Genomic DNA, 18731 nt, shown 5'->3' with positions numbered 1-18731 from the left:
GGACTCCTGAACGCGCCGGTGGTCAACCCCCTATCGGTCGGGTGCCGCCTCTGTCCACAAGGGACTCGATACCGGGCGGGAGGCTCGCGCGGTCGGCCACGAACCCGACGATCGCGGTGCGCAGCGCCCGGACGGCCCGGGTGGGTTCGACCTCCTTGCGGTAGGCCAGCTGCACGATCCGGGTCATGCCCGCTTCCGGCGCGAACCGCGTCATCAGGAAGCGCTCTCCCGCCACGGTGCTCGGCACCACCGCGGATCCGACCCCCGCGCGCACCAGCTCCAGCACGGCGTCCATCTCGCCGCCCTCGATCGCGAACGACGGTTCGAACCCGGCCGTGCGGCAGGCGTTGACCGTCGCTTCCCGGACGTCGTAGCCGCGGCGGAACATCACCAGCGGGACGTCGGCGAGCTCGCGGACGTCGAGCCGGTCGCCTGCCCGCGGCACCGGCGCGTCCGCGGGGGAGATCACGACCAGCTCTTCCAGCAGCAGCGGCGTCGCCGCCAGGTGGAGGTCGCCTGCCATCCGGGCCCCGGCCAGCAGGGCCAGGTCCAGCGCGCCTTCGGCCAGCCGCTGCCGCAGGTCGCCCGACCCGCTTTCGTGCAGCTCCAGCTGGATGCCCGGGTAGCGGCGGCGGAACGCCGAGAGCATCGCGGGCAGCAGGCCGGTGCACAGGCTGGGCGGCGCGCCGAGCCGCACGCGGCCGCGGTCGAGCTCGTCCAGCTCCCGGATCGCGAGCCGCGCGGATTCGGTCTCCGCCAGGATCCGCCGCGCGATCGGCAGCAGGACCTCGCCGGCTTCGGTGAGCGAGACGTTGCCGCGGATCCGGTGGAACAGCGGCGCGCCGAGGTCGTGTTCGAGCGTGCGGATCTGCTGGGACAGCGAGGGTTGCGCGACCCGCATCTCTTCGGCGGCGCGGGTGAAGTGCCGGTGCTCCGCGACGGCGACGAAGTAGGCGAGCTGGTGCAGCTGCATGACACCACGATAGCCGGTGCCTATCGAGTGCAGAGTCATGATGTCTTTGACCTCTGGTGAAGCCGCTTCTACCGTCGATCGGGTGGTAACTGACCTCGAGCGCCGTTCGAACGTCCGCCGGTTCTGGGACTCGACGATCGGCAAGAAGATCGTGATGGCGGTGAGCGGCGCGCTGCTGCTCGCGTTCGTGTTCGCGCACATGGTCGGCAACCTCAAGACGTTCCTCGGCGCCGACGACCTCAACCACTACGCGCACTGGCTGCGCACCATCGGCGAGCCGGTCCTGCACTACGCCTGGTTCCTCTGGATCCAGCGCGTCGTCCTGCTGCTCGCGCTCGTCCTGCACGTCACGGCGGCGGTCCAGCTGGTCCGGCGCGACCTGCGGGCGCGGCCGGTGGGCTACGTCCACCGGCGGCCGGTGCGCGCGACCTTCGCGGTGCGCACGATGCGCTGGGGCGGCGCGACGCTCGCGGTGTTCGTCGTCTGGCACATCCTCGACTTCACCGTGGGCTCGGTGAACCGGGACTTCGTGCCGGGCGACCCGTACCACAACCTCGTCGCGGACTTCCAGGTCTGGTGGGTGAACGTGATCTACCTCGTCGCGCTCGCGATGCTCGGCCTGCACATCCACCACGGCTTCGCCAGCGCCGCCCGCACGCTGGGCGTCACCAGCGCGCGGCGGGAACGGGCGATCAAGATCCTCGGCAGCACGACGGCGGTCGTGATCGCGGGCGGCTACGCGCTCGTCCCGGTCGCGATCATGACGGGACTGGTGGACTGATGTCCGACTACGTGACCGGCGACCCGATCGCCGACACCAAGGCACCCGCGGTGCCCCTGGAAAACCGCTGGGACGAACGGAAGTTCGCCGCGAAGCTGGTGAACCCGGCGAACCGGCGCAAGCACCGCGTGATCGTGGTGGGCACCGGGCTGGCCGGCGGGTCGGCCGGGGCGACGCTGGCCGAACAGGGCTACCACGTGGTGCAGTTCTGCTTCCAGGACTCACCACGACGGGCGCACTCGGTCGCGGCGCAGGGCGGGATCAACGCGGCGAAGAACTACCGCAACGACGGCGACTCGGTCTACCGCCTCTTCTACGACACCGTGAAAGGCGGCGACTTCCGGTCACGGGAGTCCAATGTGTACCGGCTGGCCCAGGTCTCGGCGCAGATCATCGACCAGGCCGTGGCGCAGGGGGTGCCGTTCGCGCGGGAGTACGGCGGCCTGCTCGACACACGGTCGTTCGGCGGCGTGCAGGTCCAGCGGACGTTCTACGCGCGCGGCCAGACCGGCCAGCAGCTGCTGATCGGCGCCTACCAGGCGCTGTCGCGGCAGATCGACGCCGGCAACGTCGAGCTGCACCCGCGGACCGAGATGCTCGACCTGGTCGTCGTCGACGGCCGGGCACGCGGCATCGTCGCGCGGGACCTGGTGACCGGCGAGATCGAGACGCACCTCGCGGACGCCGTCGTCCTCGCGACCGGCGGCTACGGGAACGTCTTCTACCTGTCCACCAACGCCAAGGGCTCCAACGCCACCGCGATCTGGCGGGCGCACAAACGTGGCGCGTACTTCGCGAACCCGTGCTTCACGCAGATCCACCCGACGTGCATCCCGCGGTCGGGGGAGCACCAGTCGAAGCTGACGCTGATGAGCGAGTCGCTGCGCAACGACGGCCGGATCTGGGTGCCGAAATCCCAGGGCGACACGCGGCCGCCGGAGGAGATCCCCGAGGACGAGCGCGACTACTACCTCGAGCGGCTGTACCCGAGCTTCGGCAACCTGGTGCCGCGCGACATCGCCTCGCGCGCGGCGAAGAACGTGTGCGACGCGGGCCTCGGCGTCGGGCCCGGCGGCCTGGGCGTCTACCTGGACTTCGCCGACGCGATCGAGCGGATGGGCCGCCCGGCGATCGAAGCCCGCTACGGCAACCTCTTCGACATGTACCAGCGCATCACCGCGGAGGACCCCTACCGGACGCCGATGCGGATCTACCCGGCCATCCACTACACGATGGGCGGGCTGTGGGTGGACTACGACCTGCAGAGCACGATCCCCGGGCTGTTCGTCATCGGGGAGGCCAACTTCTCCGACCACGGCGCCAACCGGCTCGGCGCGTCGGCGCTGATGCAGGGGCTCGCCGACGGCTACTTCGTGCTGCCGGCGACGCTCAACGACTACCTCGGCGGGACCCGGCTGGACGAGGTCCCGCCGGGCCACGACGAAGTCACGCGGGTGGAAGCCGAGGTGCGCGACCGGATCTCGCGGCTGCTTTCGGTACAGGGGACGCGGTCGGTCGACTCGTTCCACCGCGAGCTCGGCCTGCTGATGTGGGACCACTGCGGGATGTCCCGCAGCCGCGAAGGCCTGCGCAAGGCCCTGGACCGGATCCCGGGGCTGCGCGCGGAGTTCTGGCGGGACGTCCGCATCCCCGGCGACGCGAGCTCATTGAACCAGGAGCTGGAGAAGGCCAACCGGGTGGCGGACTTCCTGGAGCTGGCCGAGCTGCTGCTGATCGACGCGCTCGCGCGGGAGGAGTCCTGCGGCGGGCACTTCCGCGAAGAACACCAGACCGCCGACGGCGAGGCACTGCGCGACGACGAGCACTTCTCGTACGTCGCAGCGTGGGAGTACGGCGAGAAACCCGTGCTGCACCGCGAAGACCTCGCCTTCGAGCACGTGCACCCGACCCAGCGGAGCTACACATGAAACTCACCGTCCGCGTCTGGCGGCAGGCCGGCCCGGCCACCGAGGGCCGGCTGGTGTCCTACCCGGTCGACGACCTCAGCCCGGACATGTCCTTCCTCGAGATGCTCGACGTGCTCAACCAGGAGCTGATCGCGAACGGCGAAGAACCGGTGGCCTTCGACCACGACTGCCGCGAGGGCATCTGCGGCTCGTGCGGCGTCGTGATCAACGGGCAGGCACACGGCCCGGAGCGCACGACGTCCTGCCAGCTGCACCTGCGGTCGTTCGAAGACGGCGACGTCGTCGACGTGGAACCGTGGCGCGCCCGGGGTTTCCCGGTGATCAAGGACCTGGTGGTGGACCGCTCGGCGCTGGACCGGATCGTCCAGGCGGGCGGGTACGTCAGCGCGCCGACGGGCAGCGCCCCGGACGCCCACGCGACCCCGGTCCCCAAGCCGGACGCGGACCTGGCGTTCGACAACGCGACGTGCATCGGCTGCGGCGCCTGCGTCGCGGCGTGCCCCAACGGCTCGGCGATGCTGTTCACCGCGGCGAAGGTGACGCACCTGAGCCTGCTGCCGCAGGGGCAGCCGGAACGGGCCCAGCGGGTGCTGGACATGGTGGACACGATGGACGCGGAGGGGTTCGGCGGGTGCACGAACACCGGTGAGTGCGTGGCGTCGTGCCCGAAGGGGATTCCGTTCGCGAGCATCGCGAGCCTCAACCGGGAGTTCCGGAAGGCGAGCCGCTCGGGTCGTGGCTGAGCGGCCCGCCGTCCGGGGGTTCAGCGTTTGAGGGTGAAGGTGAAGTCGCCGGAGAGCTTGCCGCTCAGCCGGACGGCCGAGACGAGGTTCCCCTCCGTGATCAGCCGCTCCACCTCGGCCCGCGAAAGGCCGAACCCTTCGGCGACCAGCCGTGCCGGCCGGATCGGGATCCGGGCGGCGAAGCGGACCGAAACGTCGACCACCTCGCGGTCCAGGTGGTCCGATCCGCCGGTGTCGAGACGCCACGCACCGTCCCAGTCGAGGGCGATGCGGTTGCGGCGCCGCAGCACCGGGTCCTGGAGCAGTTCGGCGGCCAGGCCGGGATCGTTGCGGTGCAGCCGGTCCAGCAGCTCGGGTCGGACGGAGCGCACGTTCACGCGCTCCAGGACCGTGAGCTTCACGGTGTCCCCGCATGTGGTACAGAGCGCGAGGAGCCAGGCGTCGATGAGCTTGTGGTTGGCGTTGACGCGAAATTTTCCGTTGGCCCGGAACCGCCCGGCCGCGCACACGTGGCAGCGGCGCAGGACGATCGGCAGGCAGGTGGGTACGACGACCCAGGTGACGAGCACAGGAGTACACCGGTTTCCGTGAGAAGTCCGCAGCAGGAAGCGGCGCGGCGCACAGGCGCGACGCGCGACGATTCAGCACTCGGGGTGTCTCACGCGATGTACAACGGCAGTCCTTCGGCCGGGCGACGGGGCTCGGAGGACGATAAGGGCAGTTGGCGGTGCCCTTCCACCGATTTTTCGCGCGCCCGCCGGGTCAGCGTCCAGTTGCCGCTGACCCGGCTCGGCGTCATTTCTTGAGCTTGGCGTACACGATGACGTTGTCGAGGTAGTTCCGGTTCGCCGCGTCGTACCGGCCGCCGCAGGTGATCAGGCGCAGTTCGGCGTCGGAAGTGTTGCCGTACACGGCTTCCGTCGGGAAGGAACTCTTCGCGATCTGGTCGACCTTCGTCACTTCGAACGTCAGCTTCCCGCCGTCGGTGCGGTCGACGTGCACGGGGTCGCCCGGCTTCAGCTCGTGCAACCGCCAGAAGATGCCCTTGCGGTGGTCGCCGTCGATGTGGCCGAGGATCACCGCGGGCCCGATCTCGCCGGGGGTCGGGCCGTACTCGTACCAGCCGGCCTGCAGTGGCTGGTCGACCGGCGGCACCTCGACGGTGCGGTCCGGGTTGAGCCCGAGCGACACCAGCGTCGACTTCGCGTCGATCGCGGGGACGTCGAGCGCGGTCGGCAGGGACCGGCTCAGCCCGGCGGAGACGGGAGCCGGTGGTGGGGCGGCGGGGGTCGCCGTCGCGCCGCAGCCGGCGAGCAGCAGGGCGGAGACGGCGACGAGGAGGGCGCGGCGCAGCACCGGCTCAGCCTTCGGTGGCGAGGCTGCCGTCGCCGGTCTGCGGAGCACCGGCGGGGACGACGACGACCTGCCCGGGCCCGGTCGGCCGCGGCGGCGCCTCGGGCGCGCGTTCCTTCGACGGGCCGCAGGTGACGGAGGCGAGCTTGACGTCCCCGCTGCCGAGGGCGCCGGTGGCCTTGCCGCCGAGCAGCTTGACGTGCAGGGCGGTGACTTCGAGGGAGCCGTCGTAGCGCTGGGTCTGCTCGTTGACGATCACCTCGGCGACGCCGGGGATGCCGAGCTTCTGGTTGGGCGAGGTGGCGGCGGGGAGGGTGCCGAGCCGGCCGAGGTTGACGCCGGCGAGGTCGCTGCTGCCGGTGACGTGCCCGTCGGCCGACCCGCAGCGCGCGCTGATCAGCCGGATCGACGGAACGCGCCCGGCGGCCGCGGCGAGCAGCGGCAGCGTCACCTCGGCGACGCTCGCCTTGGCGGCCACGGAACCGGCGCCGCCGACGACGGAGCTGCTGATGGCCTTGGCGGTGACGAGCCCCCTGAGCGGGACGTCCGCGACGCTCGATTCGGCGGGGCCGGTGCTGCTCGACTTGGCCAGCTGCCCGGTGTCGACGGTGATCCCCGTGCTGCCGGTGAGGACTCCGGGCAGCAGGGAGACACTCGCCGACGCGCCGAAGGCGGACCCGCTGACGGCGTCGCCGGCGGCGGCGACACCGGCGGAGCCGGCGAGCACGGCGACGGTCACCCCGGCGAGGCTCCCGGCTCGGAGCAGGGTCGTGCGCATGAAGAAAGTCCTTTCGCCGGAACGGAAAACGGGGAGAAGCCGCGACGGGACGTGACCCGGCGGCAAGGGAAAGCCCGGCCACGCTATCAAAATCGCTACCCGGGGCAAGAATTCCTTGCGGCGACGGGGATTCCGGTGGTGCGCTGAACGTGATCTTCGAGTGCGGGGACGACACTAAGCGGTCACTCGAGGGCTCGGGTTTTCCGAATGTGTGGACGCGGAGTAGTGCGCACTGCGGCATTCGAGGCGGTTCAGCCCCGGATCAGACACGGACGAGTGATTACCTGGACGGGCGGCGGCGAACACGCAGAGTCATGTGACCACCACGGCCGTTTGGATCGCCGCCGGGCGTCAAGCCCGGTAGGGGCCCCCGGCTCCCGAGGTCCGGGCTCACCCGCGGCGGCGGACCGCTCTGCCCGGGCAGCGGCGTCACGGTCGTGGGCCACCGCCACGCCATCGACCCGGAGCCGCCGTCCGGGCCGCTCGGGTCGCGGCGGCCGCCGCGGTAGCGGATCTGGCCGTCGGCGATCAGGAAGGCGTACCCGGAGCCCACGCCCCGACGAGCCCGTCACCGGATCGAGCGACGGCTGTCCTGGAGGAACTCCAGGTTTACGATCGCGATCATGCGATTCGCCATCAAGACCTCGCCCCAGAACACCGAGTGGGCGGACATGCTCGCCGTGTGGCAGGCCGCCGACGAGATCGAGCTCTTCGAGTCCGGGTGGACCTTCGACCACTTCTATCCCATCTTCTCCGATTCGACCGGGCCGTGCCTCGAAGGCTGGGTCACGCTCACCGCGCTCGCGCAGGCCACCAAGCGGCTGCGGCTGGGCACGCTCGTCAGCGGGATCCACTACCGCCACCCGGCGCTGCTCGCGAACATGGCCGCGACCCTCGACATCGTTTCGGGCGGCCGCCTCGAGATCGGCATCGGCGCCGGCTGGAACGAAGAGGAGTCCGGCGCGTACGGCATGGAGCTCGGCACGGTCAAGGAACGCAGCGACCGCTTCGAGGAAGGCTGCGAGGTGCTCGTCGGCCTGCTGACCCGGGAGACCACGACGTTCCAGGGTCAGTACTACCAGCTGACCGACGCGCGCAACGAGCCGAAGGGCGCGCAGAAGCCGCACCCGCCGATCTGCATCGGCGGCAGCGGCGAGAAGCGCACCCTGCGCACGGCCGCAAAGTACGCCCAGCACTGGAACTTCGTCGGCGGCACGCCCGAGGAGTTCGCCCACAAGCGCGACGTCCTGCACCGCCACTGCGCGGACATCGGCCGCGACCCGGCCGAGATCACGCTGTCCTCGCACGTCCGCCTCGACCCGGACGGCGACTACGCCAAGGTCGCGGCCGAAGCGGAGGCGCTCGGCGAAGCGGGTCTCGACCTCGCGATCGTCTACCTGCCGCCGCCGCACACCCCGGCCGTGCTGGAGCCGCTGGCGAAAGCGCTCGAGCCACTGCGCTGAAAATACTGCGCTGACGCGGTTCTCACCCGGGCGTGCGGAGTGGATCACCCGGCCGAGTTGCCGCGAATTGCGCGACCCCGGACCCGGTGGGAGCGTCGGGAAACCGACTGATTTCCCGCCACGGATCCAGGAGTCGCGCATGACCACCACCGAAATGCCCGCCGTGCACGAATGCACCGTCAGCGGTTGTTCCTACAACCACGACGGCTGCCACGCCTTCGCCATCACCGTCGGCGGGGACAACGGTTCCGCGGACTGCGGCACCTTCGTCCCGTTGAACACGAAGGGCGGCCTCGACCGCGTCGTGGCCCAGGTGGGCGCCTGCTCGCGGGCCGACTGCCGGCACAACTCCTCGCTGGAGTGCACGGCTTCGGGCGTCCGGGTCGGCCCGGGCGAGGGCGGGCACTCCGCCAACTGCCTCACCTTCACGAAGTAGCGCCCGGCGAACGCGGCGCCGGTCGGCTCTCGACCGGCGCCGCGGTGCGCCGCCGCACCAGGTGCAACCCGACGGCGGCCACGGCGCCCACCGCCGTGATGACTCCGGTCGCCACCGGACTCAGGGACTTCGACAGGCTCGGTGCCGTGCTCGGCCCGATGAGCCAGACCGCCAGCGGGACGACGTAGGCCGCCGTCATCAGGCCGCTCCACCAGCGGGCCGCGCGGGACCGCAGCGTGCGGGCCAGCACGATCGCGACCGGGATGCCGGCGAGCAGCGCGAACTGGCCGAGCACCATGACCGGGAACGCCCACGCCGCGACGAGCACGGCCTTCGACGGGCGAGTGGGTGTGGACATCGCTTTCTCCTTCGAGGTCGGGATCAGCAGTGGCGGGCTTCGGCGGCCGTCTTGAGGTCGGCCAGCCACAGGTCGAGACCGGGCGCGAGGTACTTGATGGCCGTGGCGGGATCGGCCTCGATCTGGGCGCCCGTCCAGCTCTCCTCGGTGCGGACGACGACACCGCCCCGGACCGGCGTGAACGTCCAGACGTGGACGCCCCGGTCGATGCGCAGGCCCTCGCCGATCGCCGGGCCGGACCAGCGGATGCACCGCTCGGGCTGGACCTGGCCGACGGTGGACGTGATGACGAGCGTCGTGGCGGGGGAGGACGGCGTCGCCGGGGCCGGGGTCGTCCAGCGGAACCGCGAGCCCGGGTGCAGGGGGCCCGGGTCCAGCCGCTTCGCGCTGGTGACCGCGGCCTGCCAGGCCGGCCACCCCTCGATGCCGGTCTGCACCTTCCAGACGGTGTCCACGGGCGCCTTGACGAACGTCTCGGTGCGGTGGTGCAGCTGAGCGGCCGGATCGATGCCCTGGCCGCGGCAGGTCAGCGGGTTCGCGGTGGCCGCTTCCGCAGGGGCGGCGGCGAAGAGGGCCGCGGCGGCCAGCGGGACGGCGAGCAGGGCGCGGGTGGTCTTGACCATGGCGGTTCTCCTTGGTTTGTTAGTGGCTCTCGCTGTAGTTAGAAGCTATAACGCATGGCTGCTTAGTGTCAATAAGAAAAGTGATAGCCTCTAACTCGACTGGAAGGGGCCGCTCATGACGGACGCGGGGCCGAGCTCACGCGAGCGCTACCGGGCGCAGGTGCGCGCGGAGATCAAGCAGCACGCGTGGGAGCAGATCGCCGAGGCGGGCGTACCGGCCTTGTCGCTCAACGCCATCGCCAAGAAGCTCGGGATGAGCGGGCCGGCCCTCTACCGGTACTTCGCGAACCGGGACGACCTGGTGACGGCGCTCATCCGCGACGCGTACCGGAGCATCGCCGACACCGTCCGCGCGGCCCACGACGGCGGGGCGGACCTGGCCGCGCTGGCACGCGTCGTCCGGGACTGGGCCCGGCAGGACCCCCAGCGGTACTTCCTGATCTACGGCACGCCCGTCCCCGGCTACCACGCCCCCGACGACACCACCGCGATCTCGCACGAGGTGATGGCGGTGCTCATCGAAGCCTGCGGCGCGCAGCCGGCGGAAGCGGCGGCGACACCGTTCGACACCCATCTGGAAGACCACCGCGAGTGGGCCGGCGACCACCCGGCCCCGGCCGCGGTGCTGCACCGCGCGCTGGCGTTCTGGACCCGCCTGCACGGCGTGCTCTCGCTCGAGCTGGCCGGTCACTTCGCCGGCATGCGGTTCGACCCCGGCCTGTTGATCGACGAGGAAGTCGCCGCCGTCAGGGGATGAAGCAGCTCAGTGACGGGAGCTCGGCCGCCGAGCTGTCCGACAGTTCGACGAGCCACACGAGCAGGTGGACCACGACGCCGACGACGTCCGCCGGCTGCCCGCGGGTGGCCAGCTCCACCTGGATGTCGCGGCCGGCCTTGTCCTCGCCGAGGGCCGCCAGCAGGGCACGCAGCGCGGCCCGGGGTCCGGGCGGCAGCCGATCCACCGCGACCGCCCGGGCCCGGTCGTCGGCCACGGCGATGGTGAAGATCGTCTCGGACTCGGCCGGGCGGCGGGCCCGGACCACGGCGGCGCACCGGCCGACCAGGTCCCCGACGATCTCGGCGGGGGCGTGCGGTGAACCGGCGCCGGTGAGCGTGCCCAGCGCGTCGGCCACTGCGTCGTAGTCCCCGGCCAGCGCGGCCTCGACGAGGTCGGTGGTGAACTGCCGGACCCGGTTCTCGGTCATCCGGTCGAGGTACCCGGCCGGCGGTGGATTAACCGGTCAGCGCGGTTCCGGCAGCGCGAAGAGGGTGTGCTGGGCGGGGTCTTCCGGCTCGCCGCCGAGACGCAGGCACTTGCGGCACGTCACCGGCAGGTCGACCGGGGTGATCTCGCCCGCCGCGCCGAGCCCGGACCACCCCTGGTGGCAGGCGGGCGCGGGCAGGGTCAGCTCGTCGAGCCAGGGCACCCACGCCACCCGGTGGGCGACGCCGGACCGGCCGATCCGCAGCCGCATCCCGGTGAAGAGGCGGTGCTGCGCGGCCGCGAACCGTTCGGGATCGACGCGGGTGACCGGGAACAGCGGGATCGGTTGGCTCACCCGTCCAGTATGCGGGGCCCGGGAGCGTGTGCGCGGTGGCCGGCCGGTCGGGGGGCGTGCCGCCCGGCCACCGCGTCGACCAAAGAGAGGAAACGTCGTCGCGGCTATGACGGCCGGGCGGCCGGTTCACCGATTCGGGTGACGCCGGCTCAGCCGGCGGCCAGCCAGTCGAGGTTGATCGAACCGGTGTCACCCGCTGCGTACGACAGCGTGACCACCGGGTCCCGGCCGGCGAGCGGGACGTCGGCGAAGGTCACCGTGCCCCAGGCGTCCCAGCTGTCGGAGACCTTCGGGAAGCTCACCTGCCGCAGCGCGCGCCCGTCCACCGACAGTGTCATGGTGCGGGCGTCGCTGTTGGCGTTGGCGTAGCGCACGGTGAGTGCGGCCGTCGCCGGGCCGCTCGACGTGCGGTGCAGCGTGAACGACGACGCCGCGCCCTGCGCCCAGAGCCCGTCGAGGAACGCGCGGCCGGAGTAGCCGGTGTGGTTCACGTTCGTCTTCACGCCACCGGTGTTGACCGCGTCCTCGGCTTCGAGGTGGCTCGGGGCCGGACAGCCGTCGACGGTGCCCGCGGTGTCGGCGCACCGGTCGGCCGCGTCGGGCACGTGGTCGCCGTCGCGGTCGCCGGCGGCCGCACCGGTGAGCGTGATCGCGACGGTGTGGCTCCCGCTCAGCGTGGCCGGAACGGTGTTGCCCGGCGCGGGGCGGCCGTCGATCGTGAACGAGCTGACCCGGGTGCCCGCGCCGCGCAGTGAGATCGTGAGATTCGCATTGCGGTAGCTCAGGTTCCGGAGGGTGACGTCACCCCAGCCCGCGGGCAGGCCGGGCGCGAACACGAGGCCACGGTCGGTGAACGTCAGCCCGAACAGGCCGGTGTGCATCATGTCGAGGAACGCGGTGGCCGACCACGTCTGGTCGGGTTCGGAGCCCCAGTGGAACTTCACGGTGTCGCCGAGCCGCTGGTAGCCGCCGTCCACGACGCCGGTGTGGCCGTTGTAGATCTCCCAGAACCCGCTGTTGCCGTCCGCCAGCTTGGCCAGGCGGGCGGTCTCGGAGGCGAAGGCACTCTGGTTGCCTTGCCCGGCCAGCGCTTTGGCCCACAACCCCTGGACGAGCGGCCAGACGATCGCGTTGTGCCGGCCCGGCTGAGCGTCCGAATAGCGGTCCCAGTTCGGGAAGGTGTCGGGCATGCCCCACGGCATTTCCTGCGCGTGCGCGACGATCGAGCGGGCCTGGGCCGGGTTCGCGATGCCGAAGAGCAGCGCGAACGCCAGCCCGGTGCCTTCCTGGTAGGCGCCGCGGGTGCCGTCGGCGAGGAGCTGGTAGTCGTAGAGGCCGGTCTTCGCGTTCCAGAAGTACTGGTTGATCGCCGCTTTGAGCGCGTTCGCCTTGGCGCGGTAGCCGGCGACCTCCGCGCCGGGACGGCCGAGTTTCTCCGCCAAGTTCGCGGCGTTGACGTAGGCGGAGTAGTAGACCTCGTTGGTGCTCAGGTACATCCCGCTCGCGACACCCGGCCACGGCGAGCTGCCCGTGCTGACCGATTCGGTGGCGTCGGCGGGCGGCGCGGGGTAGCCGGCGATGCCGTCGTTGAAGAACGACGGGCCGGTGAACAGCCCGTACTTCGCGGTGAAGCCGGCCGTGGTGGCGTGTTCGCGGATGGTCAGCGTGTCCGCCGTCGTGCGGTAGGCGTTTTCGAGGAACCCGCCATCGCCGGTGACCAGGTAGTGGTGCCACGCGGCGGTCGCCCAGACGACCTGGTCCCACTGCTGGTCGTCCTGCTGCACGCGCAGGGCGCCACCGGCGTCCTGGTCGACGACCGCCCACAGCGTGTTCTTCGCCAGGGCGGGGGAGAGGAGGCTGGTCGCGTTCCAGCTGTTGATCGAGGCGTCGCGCGTCCACGGCTGGGCGTAGCCGCCGCCCGCGCGGACGAGGCCGGTGGCCGGGTCGAGCAGGCCGCTCTTGTCGTACTTCGGGTCGTAGCCGATCGTGTTGGTGCGCAACAGGTTGTCGAGCGCTTCGCGATAGGCCGTGCCGAACAGGGCTTGGCTGTCGGGGTTCGCGAACTCGAGCTGTGGAGGGGGCGGGCTCGCCGACGCCAAACCGGTGGACGACGGGGCGGCGATGACGCCGCACGCGACCGCCGCGGCGAAGAGTGTCGAACGGATCCGTTTCCTCATGCGCGTACCTCTTTCTGCGCCCGGGGGGACCGGGGACAGTCCACCACGGAACGCGAGTTCTTCCCGGGGAACACGGGAATCCTGTCCGTTTCTGTCCGGCGAACCGGGCCGCCGTCACGGTCCGGTAAAGACCGTTGTGCCTGGTAGCACCGTGTGATCGGGTGTCGGGACCCGTGATCGAATCCGGTGAGGAGGGTCGGTGACGTTCTTCCTCTCGCGGCTCTTCGCGCGCTGGACACCGAACCGGGGCCGGCTCCTGCCGGTCGCGGTGGTGGTGGTCGTGTTCGCGACGAGCTGGCCGCTGATGGCGCTCGCCGAACCGGCCGGCAGCGAGCTCGTCCGGCCCGGCAACTACTGGTGGTACTTCGTCGTCACGACGACCACGGTCGGCTACGGCGACTTCTCGCCCGAGACGATCGCCGGGCACCTCGTGGGCGCGTACGTCATCGCCGGTGGCCTCGCGACGCTCACGACGGTGTTCACGAAGCTCGCTTCGGCGCTGGAACAGGCGAAGGGACGGCGGATGCAGGGGACGGAGGCGGTGCGGGCGACCGGGCACACGGTGCTGATCGGGTACGCGGCCGGGCGGACCGAGCGGATCGTGGCCCAGCTGCTCGCCGACGGCGTGACGGCGCTGGTGCTCTGCGCGGAGGTGCCGGTGCACCCGATGCCGGGGCAGCCGGTGGAGTTCGTCCGCGGCGAGCCGACGGCCGCCGACGTGCTGGACCGGGCGGGCGTGCCGCGCGCGGCCGCCGTCCTGGTGGACGTGGCCGACGACAACGAGGCGCTGGCCGTCGCGGTCACGGTGGACCATGCCAGCCCGGCGTCGCACGTCGTGGTCACGCTGCGCGACCTCGAGCGGGCGGAGCTGCTGCGGTACGTGGACCCGCGGATCCGCTGCGTGCAGTGGCACACGCCGCGGATGGTGACCGAGGAGCTGACGTCGCCGGGGATCGCCGAGGTGTACGCCGAGCTGATGACGGCCGGGGGAGCGGACACGTTCTCGGTGACGCTCCCGGAGTCCCTCGGCCGGCTCCCGGCGTCCCGCTGCCGGATGGCGCTCGGCCGCGCGTACGGCGCGACGGTGCTGGCGGCGCGCACGGGGGAGGAACTGGTGGTGAACCCGGGCTGGGACGCGGAGCTGGCGGCGGGGGCGGTGCTGTACTACGTGGGCCCCCGGCGGCTCACGGGCGGCGAAGTCGAGACGGCTTTGCGAGACCCGGAGCTGTGATTCACGTGCTTTGTCCGGATTTCTGGGCGTTGATGGTGGCCGGTTCGGGCTGGGAGTTGCATACTTCGACCATGGCGCGAGGGAAAGTGGAGGTCGCGCGGTGAGTCCCCGGGAGGGGCCGCCCCGCCCGAAGTTCGGCAGGATCGACCCGTACTGCCTGATGGCGGTACTGCCGGTGCTGCTCGTGGCCGGCATCATCGGGTCGCTGGTCAACGTGGCGCTGGGGCTGGGCTGCGCGGTGTTCGCGGGGTTGATCGTGCTGTTCGACTCGTGGGCGAACCGCCCATCCCGGGCGCGCGAGCCGGAGCCCGAGCCGGAGAGGCAGGAGCGAGCACCCCGCCCGGCAGCGGCCCGCCCCCCGGCTCGTCGGGGCCCGCCTCCTCCGCGGCCGCAGGTCCCGCGCGGGCAGGCACCCCAGCCACAGCGGACGCAGGTACAGCGCGCACAGCCGCCGCGCGGGCAGCCACCACGGGCGCGGCAGGCTCCGCGTGAGGCGCCTTATCGCTGAGCGAGGGTTCGCACACCGCGGGTAGCCGGCGCGGCTTTGCCGCGGTCTGGGGCTTCCGCTGCCGCTGAAGTGGCCGCTGGCATCCGGATCGCGGGTCGCCGGGATCACCGGCGCTGTCCGGCGCGCCGCACCGGAGTGGTCTGGGGCTTCCCGCTTCGGCTGATGGGGACAGCTGGTCGCGGGTCACCGGCGCGCCGCTGTGCAGCGGCTCCCCGCTGCCGCCGGCATCTGATCGCAAGTCGCGCCGCCGCACGTCGGCCCACCACTCGTTGCGGCTTCTCCGCGGGTGTTCCGCGGAGAAGCGCGCGGACCCGCAGCGCATCCCTACGGCCGCGGTGTGCACGCGCCTTGCCGCGGTTTCCTCGCCGCACCCCGAAATTTGCGCCCAGCGCCACCGGTCCAGGCTCAGTCCGAAGTGGACTCCTCTCAAACCGCCCCCATGTCCAGCGAAAGCCAATGCTCGGGCCGCAAGAACACCACAACGTGCTCCCCGATCTGCGTCCGCTCGAACTCCAGGTACCCGTCCACCTTCTCCTCCGGCAAATACCGCGCCGCCATCTCCCTTGCCCGCTCCGGCGAGTCCGGTTCCGTCCTCGTCACCGGCCCCTCCACCGACACATACCGGACCGTCGGGGCCGTTCGCTGGGCCATCAAGCTGAACCGCCCCGCCGCGTCGATCGCCTTCTTCTTGCGGGAACCCGGTGACGTGCGCACCCACAGCTCGCCGCCCGGGGTGTACTGGTACCAAAGGGGGATCGTCAGTGGTGCGCGGTCCGGCCGCTCCGCCACCGACAACGCGCCGATGTGGGGTTCCGCCAGGAATTGCTCGCGTTCCGCTACCGAAAGTGCCATGCGCCGGACGCTACCTCGCACCACCGACAAGATCGGCCGGCCCGATACCGCGCGGGTATCGTGTGGAAGTGGACCTGCGCTCCCTCAAGTACTTCGTGGCCGTCGCCGACGAGCGGCACGTCGGCCGGGCGGCGAACCGTCTGCACATGACGCAGCCGCCGCTCAGCCGGGCGATCCGGCAGCTCGAGGACGAGCTCGGCGCGGCGCTCTTCGACCGCACCCCCAAGGGCGTCACCCTCACCCCCGCCGGCGCGGCGCTCTACGACGAAGCGGACGCACTGCTGAAGCAGGCCGACCGGATCCGCGGCCGGGTGACCGCCGCGGCGGGCGCGGCGAGCCTCACCGTCGGCACCCTGGCCGACGCGGCCGAGCACGTCGGCGGCCGGCTGGTCCCGTTGTTCCGGGAGCGGCACCCGCACGTCGACGTCCGCGTCCACGAAGCCGGCTTGGGCGATCCGACGGCCGGTCTGCGCGCCGGGCTCGTCGACGTCGCGCTGACGCGAACTCCCTTCGACAGCAGGGGAATCGGCTCGCAGGTGCTGCGCTCGGTGCCGGTCGGGGTCGTGGTGCGCGACGACGACCCGCTCGCCGGCCGCCCTTCGGTGGCGGCCGCGGCGCTGACTGGCCGACAGTGGGTCCGGCTGCCCGACGGGACCGATCCCGGCTGGAGCGCCTACTGGACCGGCGGCGCGCCCGACGACGCGGCGCCGGAACTGCGGACCGTCCAGGAATGCCTGCAGGCGGTGCTGTGGAACGGAACCACCGCGCTCGCCCCGCTCGACCAGCCCCTGCCGGCCGGGCTGGCCGTCGTCCCGCTGGCCGACCGGCCGCCGAGCGACCTCGTCGTGGCGTGGCCCCGGGCCGCCCGGAGCCCGCTGGTCCGCAGCTTCGTCCAGGTGGCCTGGGCCGCCTACCGGGATTGACCGGCGCTCAGGAGCCGGGGTGCTCGGCCATGTACTGGGCGTACCAGACCGGCCATTCTTCGTCGTACTTCCCGGTCTCCTTCTCGTGCTCGCCGTGCGCGGCGGCGGCCTCGCGCAGTGCCCGCTCCAGTTCCTGCGCCGAGCCGTACGTCACGCCGTCGACGCGCCCGGGGAACCGGGTCGTGATCTCCTGCAGCAGCCACGTGTTGCCGTCCGGGTCGCTGAACGACGCGAACGACGAGTACGTGCCGTGATCGGGGTGCACGCCCGGGGCGAACGCGCCGGTCTCGTCGCGGTGGAAGACGTCGCTGACGTCGACGCCGTGGCCGGCGAGCTCTCTACGGGCCGCCTCGATGTCCTCGACGACGAGGTAGGTGCTGCGGACCGAGCCGGGGGCGGCGTCGGTGAGGCCGGTGCCGAAGTGGACCGACGTCGGCGACCCCGGCGGGGTCAGCTGCACGATCCGCGAGGCGCCGAAGTCGATGTCGGCGTCCTCGCGCCAGCCGAGGGCCTGGTAGAAGTGCTTGGTCCGGTCGACGTCGGTGACGGGCAGGACCACGACTTCGAGCTTCATGTCCATGATCGGAATTCCTCCCGGTGCGGCGGCAAGCGGGATTCGGTGCCGCTCGCGACCACTCTGCCGCGTCACGGGCCCGTTCGCGCCAGGGGAGACACCCGGTCGGGGCCCCGGTGCGGACCGCACCGGGGCGCCGAGGTCACTGGCAGGCTTCGCAATCCGGGTCGTCGATGCGGCAGGCCGCGCCGTCGGTGAGTTCGAAGTCGAAGTCGTCGAGCGCGGGCACCACCGGGGTGGTGGACGCTTCCGGCGTGGTGGTGGCGGACATGGCCCTCCCTAGGGATTCGTACGGTTCCTACCCCTCTGTAGCGCCCAAGATCCACCGGCATTCCGTGACGCGGGGCACACCCGGTCTGGTAGCTTCCCGGCATGCGCCTCGCCTTCGTCCGGACGCTCGCGATCTTCGCATCCCTCCTCGTGTTTTCCCTGGTCAGCCCGCCTGCGAACGCGTCACCGCGGCCCGGGTGCGAGTGCTCGACACCGTCGATCGACCGGCTGCAGCAGTGGCTCGCCAGCGGTGAGGGCACCACCGTCCCGCCCACCGGGAACCTTCTAGTCCCCGAAGGCCGCGGTTACACGGCGAAGGTGGAGTTCCTCAACGCCGAGTGGCACGTGGTCGTCGTGTGGCTCGGCAACCGGTTCGAGGCGCAGGCCGATCTCTCGCACTCGGCCGGCTTCTGGCTGACCTACAGCGCGACCGACGACCTGTACGTCCAGTTGCGCCCGGCCTCCCACTGGAGCGGCGGCGACAAGTGGCTCACGCCGGTGCCCTCGACCCGCGGGAAGCTCGTCACGAAGTTCTTCAGCTTCAAGCCCCGGGCCTGGACGTCGCTGCCGGAACTGGGCACGCCGTCGTACTCGTTCGCGTCGGCGTTGGCCGAGGCCCGCGGCTTGGTCTTCGTCGGCAAGACGCCCAACCGGCTCGAGTTCCGCGGCCTGCCCATCGACGGCTACCGGCCGCCCTGCCTTCAGCCGTGGGCGGAGATGGCTTCCCCGGCCGTCGGGTAGGTCGGGAAGAAGTCCGCCAGCCCGGTCAGCGCGAGGGTGCGCGTGAGCCGGGCCGGCACGGCTACCAGCGCGACCTTCGCCTCGGCCGCCTCGGCGGCGTTGCGTGCGGCGATGAGCGCCGAAATCCCGCTGGAGTCGCAAAAAGTCACGCCCGCCAGGTCGACCACCAGCAGCTGCCCGGACGTCAGCGTGAGCTCCCCGATGCGGACGCGGAGCCGCGGCGCGGTGGCCACGTCGAGCTCGCCGCGGACGGTCAGGACCAGGCCGTTGTCCGCCGGATCGGTCGAAGTCGAGAACGCGTTCGTCATGGCTGGTCGCCTCCGGGCTGGGAGATGCCGGACGCCGGCAGGGCAGTGACCGCGGAGCCGTTCGCCGGCTCCGGGCGGTCCGGGTAGTGCGAGTCCAGCGCCTCGGGCGGCTCGTCGTCGTTCCCGGTGCGCGTGCTCACCGGGCTCATCCT

The 18731-nt window shown here is 71.6% G+C and carries 24 protein-coding genes; 10 read left to right on the top strand and 14 right to left on the bottom strand.

All coding sequences use genetic code 11. The annotated features are described in order from the left end of the window. Positions 1 to 22: 22 nt before the first annotated feature. Complete coding sequence (locus QQ657_RS04345) at positions 23 to 973, bottom strand: LysR family transcriptional regulator (protein WP_284740724.1); 951 nt, start codon at positions 971 to 973, stop codon at positions 23 to 25. An 82-nt stretch (positions 974 to 1055) separates the two neighbouring features. Here QQ657_RS04345 and QQ657_RS04340 point away from each other — a divergent pair, with 82 nt between their 5' ends. The 3 genes from QQ657_RS04340 to QQ657_RS04330 are packed head-to-tail and all read left to right on the top strand — an operon-like array spanning position 1056 to position 4425. Next, entirely contained in the window at positions 1056 to 1754 is a 699-nt protein-coding gene (locus tag QQ657_RS04340; RefSeq protein ID WP_434056716.1) for a succinate dehydrogenase cytochrome b subunit, read from the top strand. Continuing rightward, positions 1754 to 3682: a fumarate reductase/succinate dehydrogenase flavoprotein subunit gene (locus QQ657_RS04335; protein WP_284740723.1), complete on the top strand. Its 1929-nt coding sequence runs from the start codon at positions 1754 to 1756 to the stop codon at positions 3680 to 3682. The genes QQ657_RS04340 and QQ657_RS04335 overlap by 1 nt, the downstream gene beginning before the upstream one ends. Further along, positions 3679 to 4425, top strand: coding sequence for a succinate dehydrogenase/fumarate reductase iron-sulfur subunit (locus QQ657_RS04330; protein ID WP_284740722.1), 747 nt, complete (start codon positions 3679 to 3681; stop codon positions 4423 to 4425). The genes QQ657_RS04335 and QQ657_RS04330 overlap by 4 nt, the downstream gene beginning before the upstream one ends. Before the next feature lie 20 nt (positions 4426 to 4445). Here the strand turns inward: QQ657_RS04330 and QQ657_RS04325 are convergent, their stop codons facing one another. From QQ657_RS04325 to QQ657_RS04315, 3 genes are all read right to left on the bottom strand, one after another. After that, positions 4446 to 4994 (bottom strand): DUF1062 domain-containing protein, encoded by a 549-nt coding sequence (locus QQ657_RS04325; RefSeq protein WP_284740721.1) that lies wholly within the window; start codon positions 4992 to 4994, stop codon positions 4446 to 4448. Between the two features lie 226 nt (positions 4995 to 5220). Then, entirely contained in the window at positions 5221 to 5781 is a 561-nt protein-coding gene (locus QQ657_RS04320) for a class F sortase (RefSeq protein WP_284740720.1), read from the bottom strand. Between the two features lie 4 nt (positions 5782 to 5785). Further along, a complete protein-coding gene (locus QQ657_RS04315) occupies positions 5786 to 6556 on the bottom strand; it encodes a choice-of-anchor P family protein (RefSeq protein ID WP_284740719.1) in 771 nt (256 codons plus the stop codon). A gap of 623 nt (positions 6557 to 7179) precedes the next feature. Between QQ657_RS04315 and QQ657_RS04310 the strand changes: the two genes are divergently transcribed. Together QQ657_RS04310 and QQ657_RS04305 are read left to right on the top strand one after the other, a co-directional pair. Beyond that, positions 7180 to 8019, top strand: a complete 840-nt coding sequence (locus QQ657_RS04310) for an LLM class F420-dependent oxidoreductase (protein WP_284740718.1) — start codon at positions 7180 to 7182, stop codon at positions 8017 to 8019. A gap of 139 nt (positions 8020 to 8158) precedes the next feature. Then, on the top strand, positions 8159 to 8455 hold the full coding sequence (locus QQ657_RS04305; protein WP_284740717.1) for a DUF1540 domain-containing protein: 297 nt from the start codon (positions 8159 to 8161) through the stop codon (positions 8453 to 8455). Here QQ657_RS04305 and QQ657_RS04300 read toward each other — a convergent pair. Together QQ657_RS04300 and QQ657_RS04295 are read right to left on the bottom strand one after the other, a co-directional pair. Further along, positions 8445 to 8813: a hypothetical protein gene (locus tag QQ657_RS04300; protein ID WP_284740716.1), complete on the bottom strand. Its 369-nt coding sequence runs from the start codon at positions 8811 to 8813 to the stop codon at positions 8445 to 8447. The genes QQ657_RS04305 and QQ657_RS04300 overlap by 11 nt on opposite strands. A 23-nt stretch (positions 8814 to 8836) precedes the next feature. Beyond that, positions 8837 to 9436 (bottom strand): SRPBCC family protein, encoded by a 600-nt coding sequence (locus QQ657_RS04295; protein WP_284740715.1) that lies wholly within the window; start codon positions 9434 to 9436, stop codon positions 8837 to 8839. Between the two features lie 115 nt (positions 9437 to 9551). Here QQ657_RS04295 and QQ657_RS04290 point away from each other — a divergent pair, with 115 nt between their 5' ends. Further along, positions 9552 to 10193 carry a TetR/AcrR family transcriptional regulator gene (locus QQ657_RS04290; protein ID WP_284740714.1) on the top strand — a complete coding sequence of 214 codons (642 nt, stop codon included), beginning with the start codon at positions 9552 to 9554 and terminating at the stop codon, positions 10191 to 10193. Here QQ657_RS04290 and QQ657_RS04285 read toward each other — a convergent pair. The 3 genes from QQ657_RS04285 to QQ657_RS04275 all read right to left on the bottom strand — a co-directional run bounded on the left by QQ657_RS04285 (position 10183) and on the right by QQ657_RS04275 (position 13172). Then, on the bottom strand, positions 10183 to 10641 hold the full coding sequence (locus QQ657_RS04285) for a hypothetical protein (protein WP_284740713.1): 459 nt from the start codon (positions 10639 to 10641) through the stop codon (positions 10183 to 10185). The two genes, QQ657_RS04290 and QQ657_RS04285, sit on opposite strands and share 11 nt — an antisense overlap. Before the next feature lie 36 nt (positions 10642 to 10677). Beyond that, positions 10678 to 10995 carry a hypothetical protein gene (locus tag QQ657_RS04280; RefSeq protein ID WP_284740712.1) on the bottom strand — a complete coding sequence of 106 codons (318 nt, stop codon included), beginning with the start codon at positions 10993 to 10995 and terminating at the stop codon, positions 10678 to 10680. Positions 10996 to 11144: 149 nt separating this feature from the next. Further along, the gene (locus QQ657_RS04275) at positions 11145 to 13172 is read right to left on the bottom strand and encodes a trehalase family glycosidase (RefSeq protein WP_284740711.1); all 2028 of its coding nucleotides are present in this window, start codon (positions 13170 to 13172) and stop codon (positions 11145 to 11147) included. A 199-nt stretch (positions 13173 to 13371) separates the two neighbouring features. Between QQ657_RS04275 and QQ657_RS04270 the strand changes: the two genes are divergently transcribed. Further along, positions 13372 to 14403 carry an ion channel gene (locus QQ657_RS04270; RefSeq protein ID WP_284740710.1) on the top strand — a complete coding sequence of 344 codons (1032 nt, stop codon included), beginning with the start codon at positions 13372 to 13374 and terminating at the stop codon, positions 14401 to 14403. 100 nt (positions 14404 to 14503) lie between these two features. Next, positions 14504 to 14911, top strand: coding sequence for a hypothetical protein (locus QQ657_RS04265; RefSeq protein WP_284740709.1), 408 nt, complete (start codon positions 14504 to 14506; stop codon positions 14909 to 14911). A gap of 426 nt (positions 14912 to 15337) precedes the next feature. On the opposite strand, the gene QQ657_RS04260 is transcribed toward QQ657_RS04265, so the two are convergent. Further along, the gene (locus tag QQ657_RS04260; RefSeq protein WP_284740708.1) at positions 15338 to 15763 is read right to left on the bottom strand and encodes a pyridoxamine 5'-phosphate oxidase family protein; all 426 of its coding nucleotides are present in this window, start codon (positions 15761 to 15763) and stop codon (positions 15338 to 15340) included. A 68-nt stretch (positions 15764 to 15831) separates the two neighbouring features. On the opposite strand from QQ657_RS04260, the gene QQ657_RS04255 reads away from it, so the two are divergent. Next, on the top strand, positions 15832 to 16686 hold the full coding sequence (locus QQ657_RS04255) for a LysR family transcriptional regulator (protein WP_284740707.1): 855 nt from the start codon (positions 15832 to 15834) through the stop codon (positions 16684 to 16686). A 7-nt stretch (positions 16687 to 16693) separates the two neighbouring features. On the opposite strand, the gene QQ657_RS04250 is transcribed toward QQ657_RS04255, so the two are convergent. Continuing rightward, on the bottom strand, positions 16694 to 17266 hold the full coding sequence (locus QQ657_RS04250; protein ID WP_284740706.1) for a VOC family protein: 573 nt from the start codon (positions 17264 to 17266) through the stop codon (positions 16694 to 16696). 136 nt (positions 17267 to 17402) lie between these two features. Beyond that, positions 17403 to 17531, bottom strand: a complete 129-nt coding sequence (locus QQ657_RS04245; RefSeq protein WP_284740705.1) for a hypothetical protein — start codon at positions 17529 to 17531, stop codon at positions 17403 to 17405. 101 nt (positions 17532 to 17632) lie between these two features. Here QQ657_RS04245 and QQ657_RS04240 point away from each other — a divergent pair, with 101 nt between their 5' ends. Further along, positions 17633 to 18271 (top strand): hypothetical protein, encoded by a 639-nt coding sequence (locus QQ657_RS04240; protein ID WP_284740704.1) that lies wholly within the window; start codon positions 17633 to 17635, stop codon positions 18269 to 18271. Here the strand turns inward: QQ657_RS04240 and QQ657_RS04235 are convergent. Both QQ657_RS04235 and QQ657_RS04230 read right to left on the bottom strand, forming a co-directional pair. Then, on the bottom strand, positions 18232 to 18579 hold the full coding sequence (locus QQ657_RS04235) for an STAS domain-containing protein (RefSeq protein ID WP_284740703.1): 348 nt from the start codon (positions 18577 to 18579) through the stop codon (positions 18232 to 18234). The two genes, QQ657_RS04240 and QQ657_RS04235, sit on opposite strands and share 40 nt — an antisense overlap. After that, positions 18576 to 18719 (bottom strand): hypothetical protein, encoded by a 144-nt coding sequence (locus QQ657_RS04230; RefSeq protein ID WP_284740702.1) that lies wholly within the window; start codon positions 18717 to 18719, stop codon positions 18576 to 18578. The genes QQ657_RS04235 and QQ657_RS04230 overlap by 4 nt, the downstream gene beginning before the upstream one ends. Positions 18720 to 18731 lie beyond the last annotated feature (12 nt).

The sequence above is a fragment of the Amycolatopsis ponsaeliensis genome (assembly GCF_030182635.1).
GTDB lineage: Bacteria > Actinomycetota > Actinomycetes > Mycobacteriales > Pseudonocardiaceae > Amycolatopsis > Amycolatopsis ponsaeliensis.
This window is presented reverse-complemented; position numbering and strand designations above follow the sequence as displayed.

Coding starts and splice junctions, on each gene's coding strand:
- QQ657_RS04250 (WP_284740706.1), bottom strand. CDS start 17,266: ATGGACATGAAGCTCGAAGTCGTGGTCCTGCCCGTCACCGACGTCGAC.
- QQ657_RS04235 (WP_284740703.1), bottom strand. CDS start 18,579: ATGACGAACGCGTTCTCGACTTCGACCGATCCGGCGGACAACGGCCTG.
- QQ657_RS04260 (WP_284740708.1), bottom strand. CDS start 15,763: ATGGCACTTTCGGTAGCGGAACGCGAGCAATTCCTGGCGGAACCCCAC.
- QQ657_RS04295 (WP_284740715.1), bottom strand. CDS start 9,436: ATGGTCAAGACCACCCGCGCCCTGCTCGCCGTCCCGCTGGCCGCCGCG.
- QQ657_RS04240 (WP_284740704.1), top strand. CDS start 17,633: ATGCGCCTCGCCTTCGTCCGGACGCTCGCGATCTTCGCATCCCTCCTC.
- QQ657_RS04245 (WP_284740705.1), bottom strand. CDS start 17,531: ATGTCCGCCACCACCACGCCGGAAGCGTCCACCACCCCGGTGGTGCCC.
- QQ657_RS04345 (WP_284740724.1), bottom strand. CDS start 973: ATGCAGCTGCACCAGCTCGCCTACTTCGTCGCCGTCGCGGAGCACCGG.
- QQ657_RS04315 (WP_284740719.1), bottom strand. CDS start 6,556: ATGCGCACGACCCTGCTCCGAGCCGGGAGCCTCGCCGGGGTGACCGTC.
- QQ657_RS04330 (WP_284740722.1), top strand. CDS start 3,679: ATGAAACTCACCGTCCGCGTCTGGCGGCAGGCCGGCCCGGCCACCGAG.
- QQ657_RS04285 (WP_284740713.1), bottom strand. CDS start 10,641: ATGACCGAGAACCGGGTCCGGCAGTTCACCACCGACCTCGTCGAGGCC.
- QQ657_RS04305 (WP_284740717.1), top strand. CDS start 8,159: ATGACCACCACCGAAATGCCCGCCGTGCACGAATGCACCGTCAGCGGT.
- QQ657_RS04300 (WP_284740716.1), bottom strand. CDS start 8,813: ATGTCCACACCCACTCGCCCGTCGAAGGCCGTGCTCGTCGCGGCGTGG.
- QQ657_RS04335 (WP_284740723.1), top strand. CDS start 1,754: ATGTCCGACTACGTGACCGGCGACCCGATCGCCGACACCAAGGCACCC.
- QQ657_RS04275 (WP_284740711.1), bottom strand. CDS start 13,172: ATGAGGAAACGGATCCGTTCGACACTCTTCGCCGCGGCGGTCGCGTGC.
- QQ657_RS04310 (WP_284740718.1), top strand. CDS start 7,180: ATGCGATTCGCCATCAAGACCTCGCCCCAGAACACCGAGTGGGCGGAC.
- QQ657_RS04290 (WP_284740714.1), top strand. CDS start 9,552: ATGACGGACGCGGGGCCGAGCTCACGCGAGCGCTACCGGGCGCAGGTG.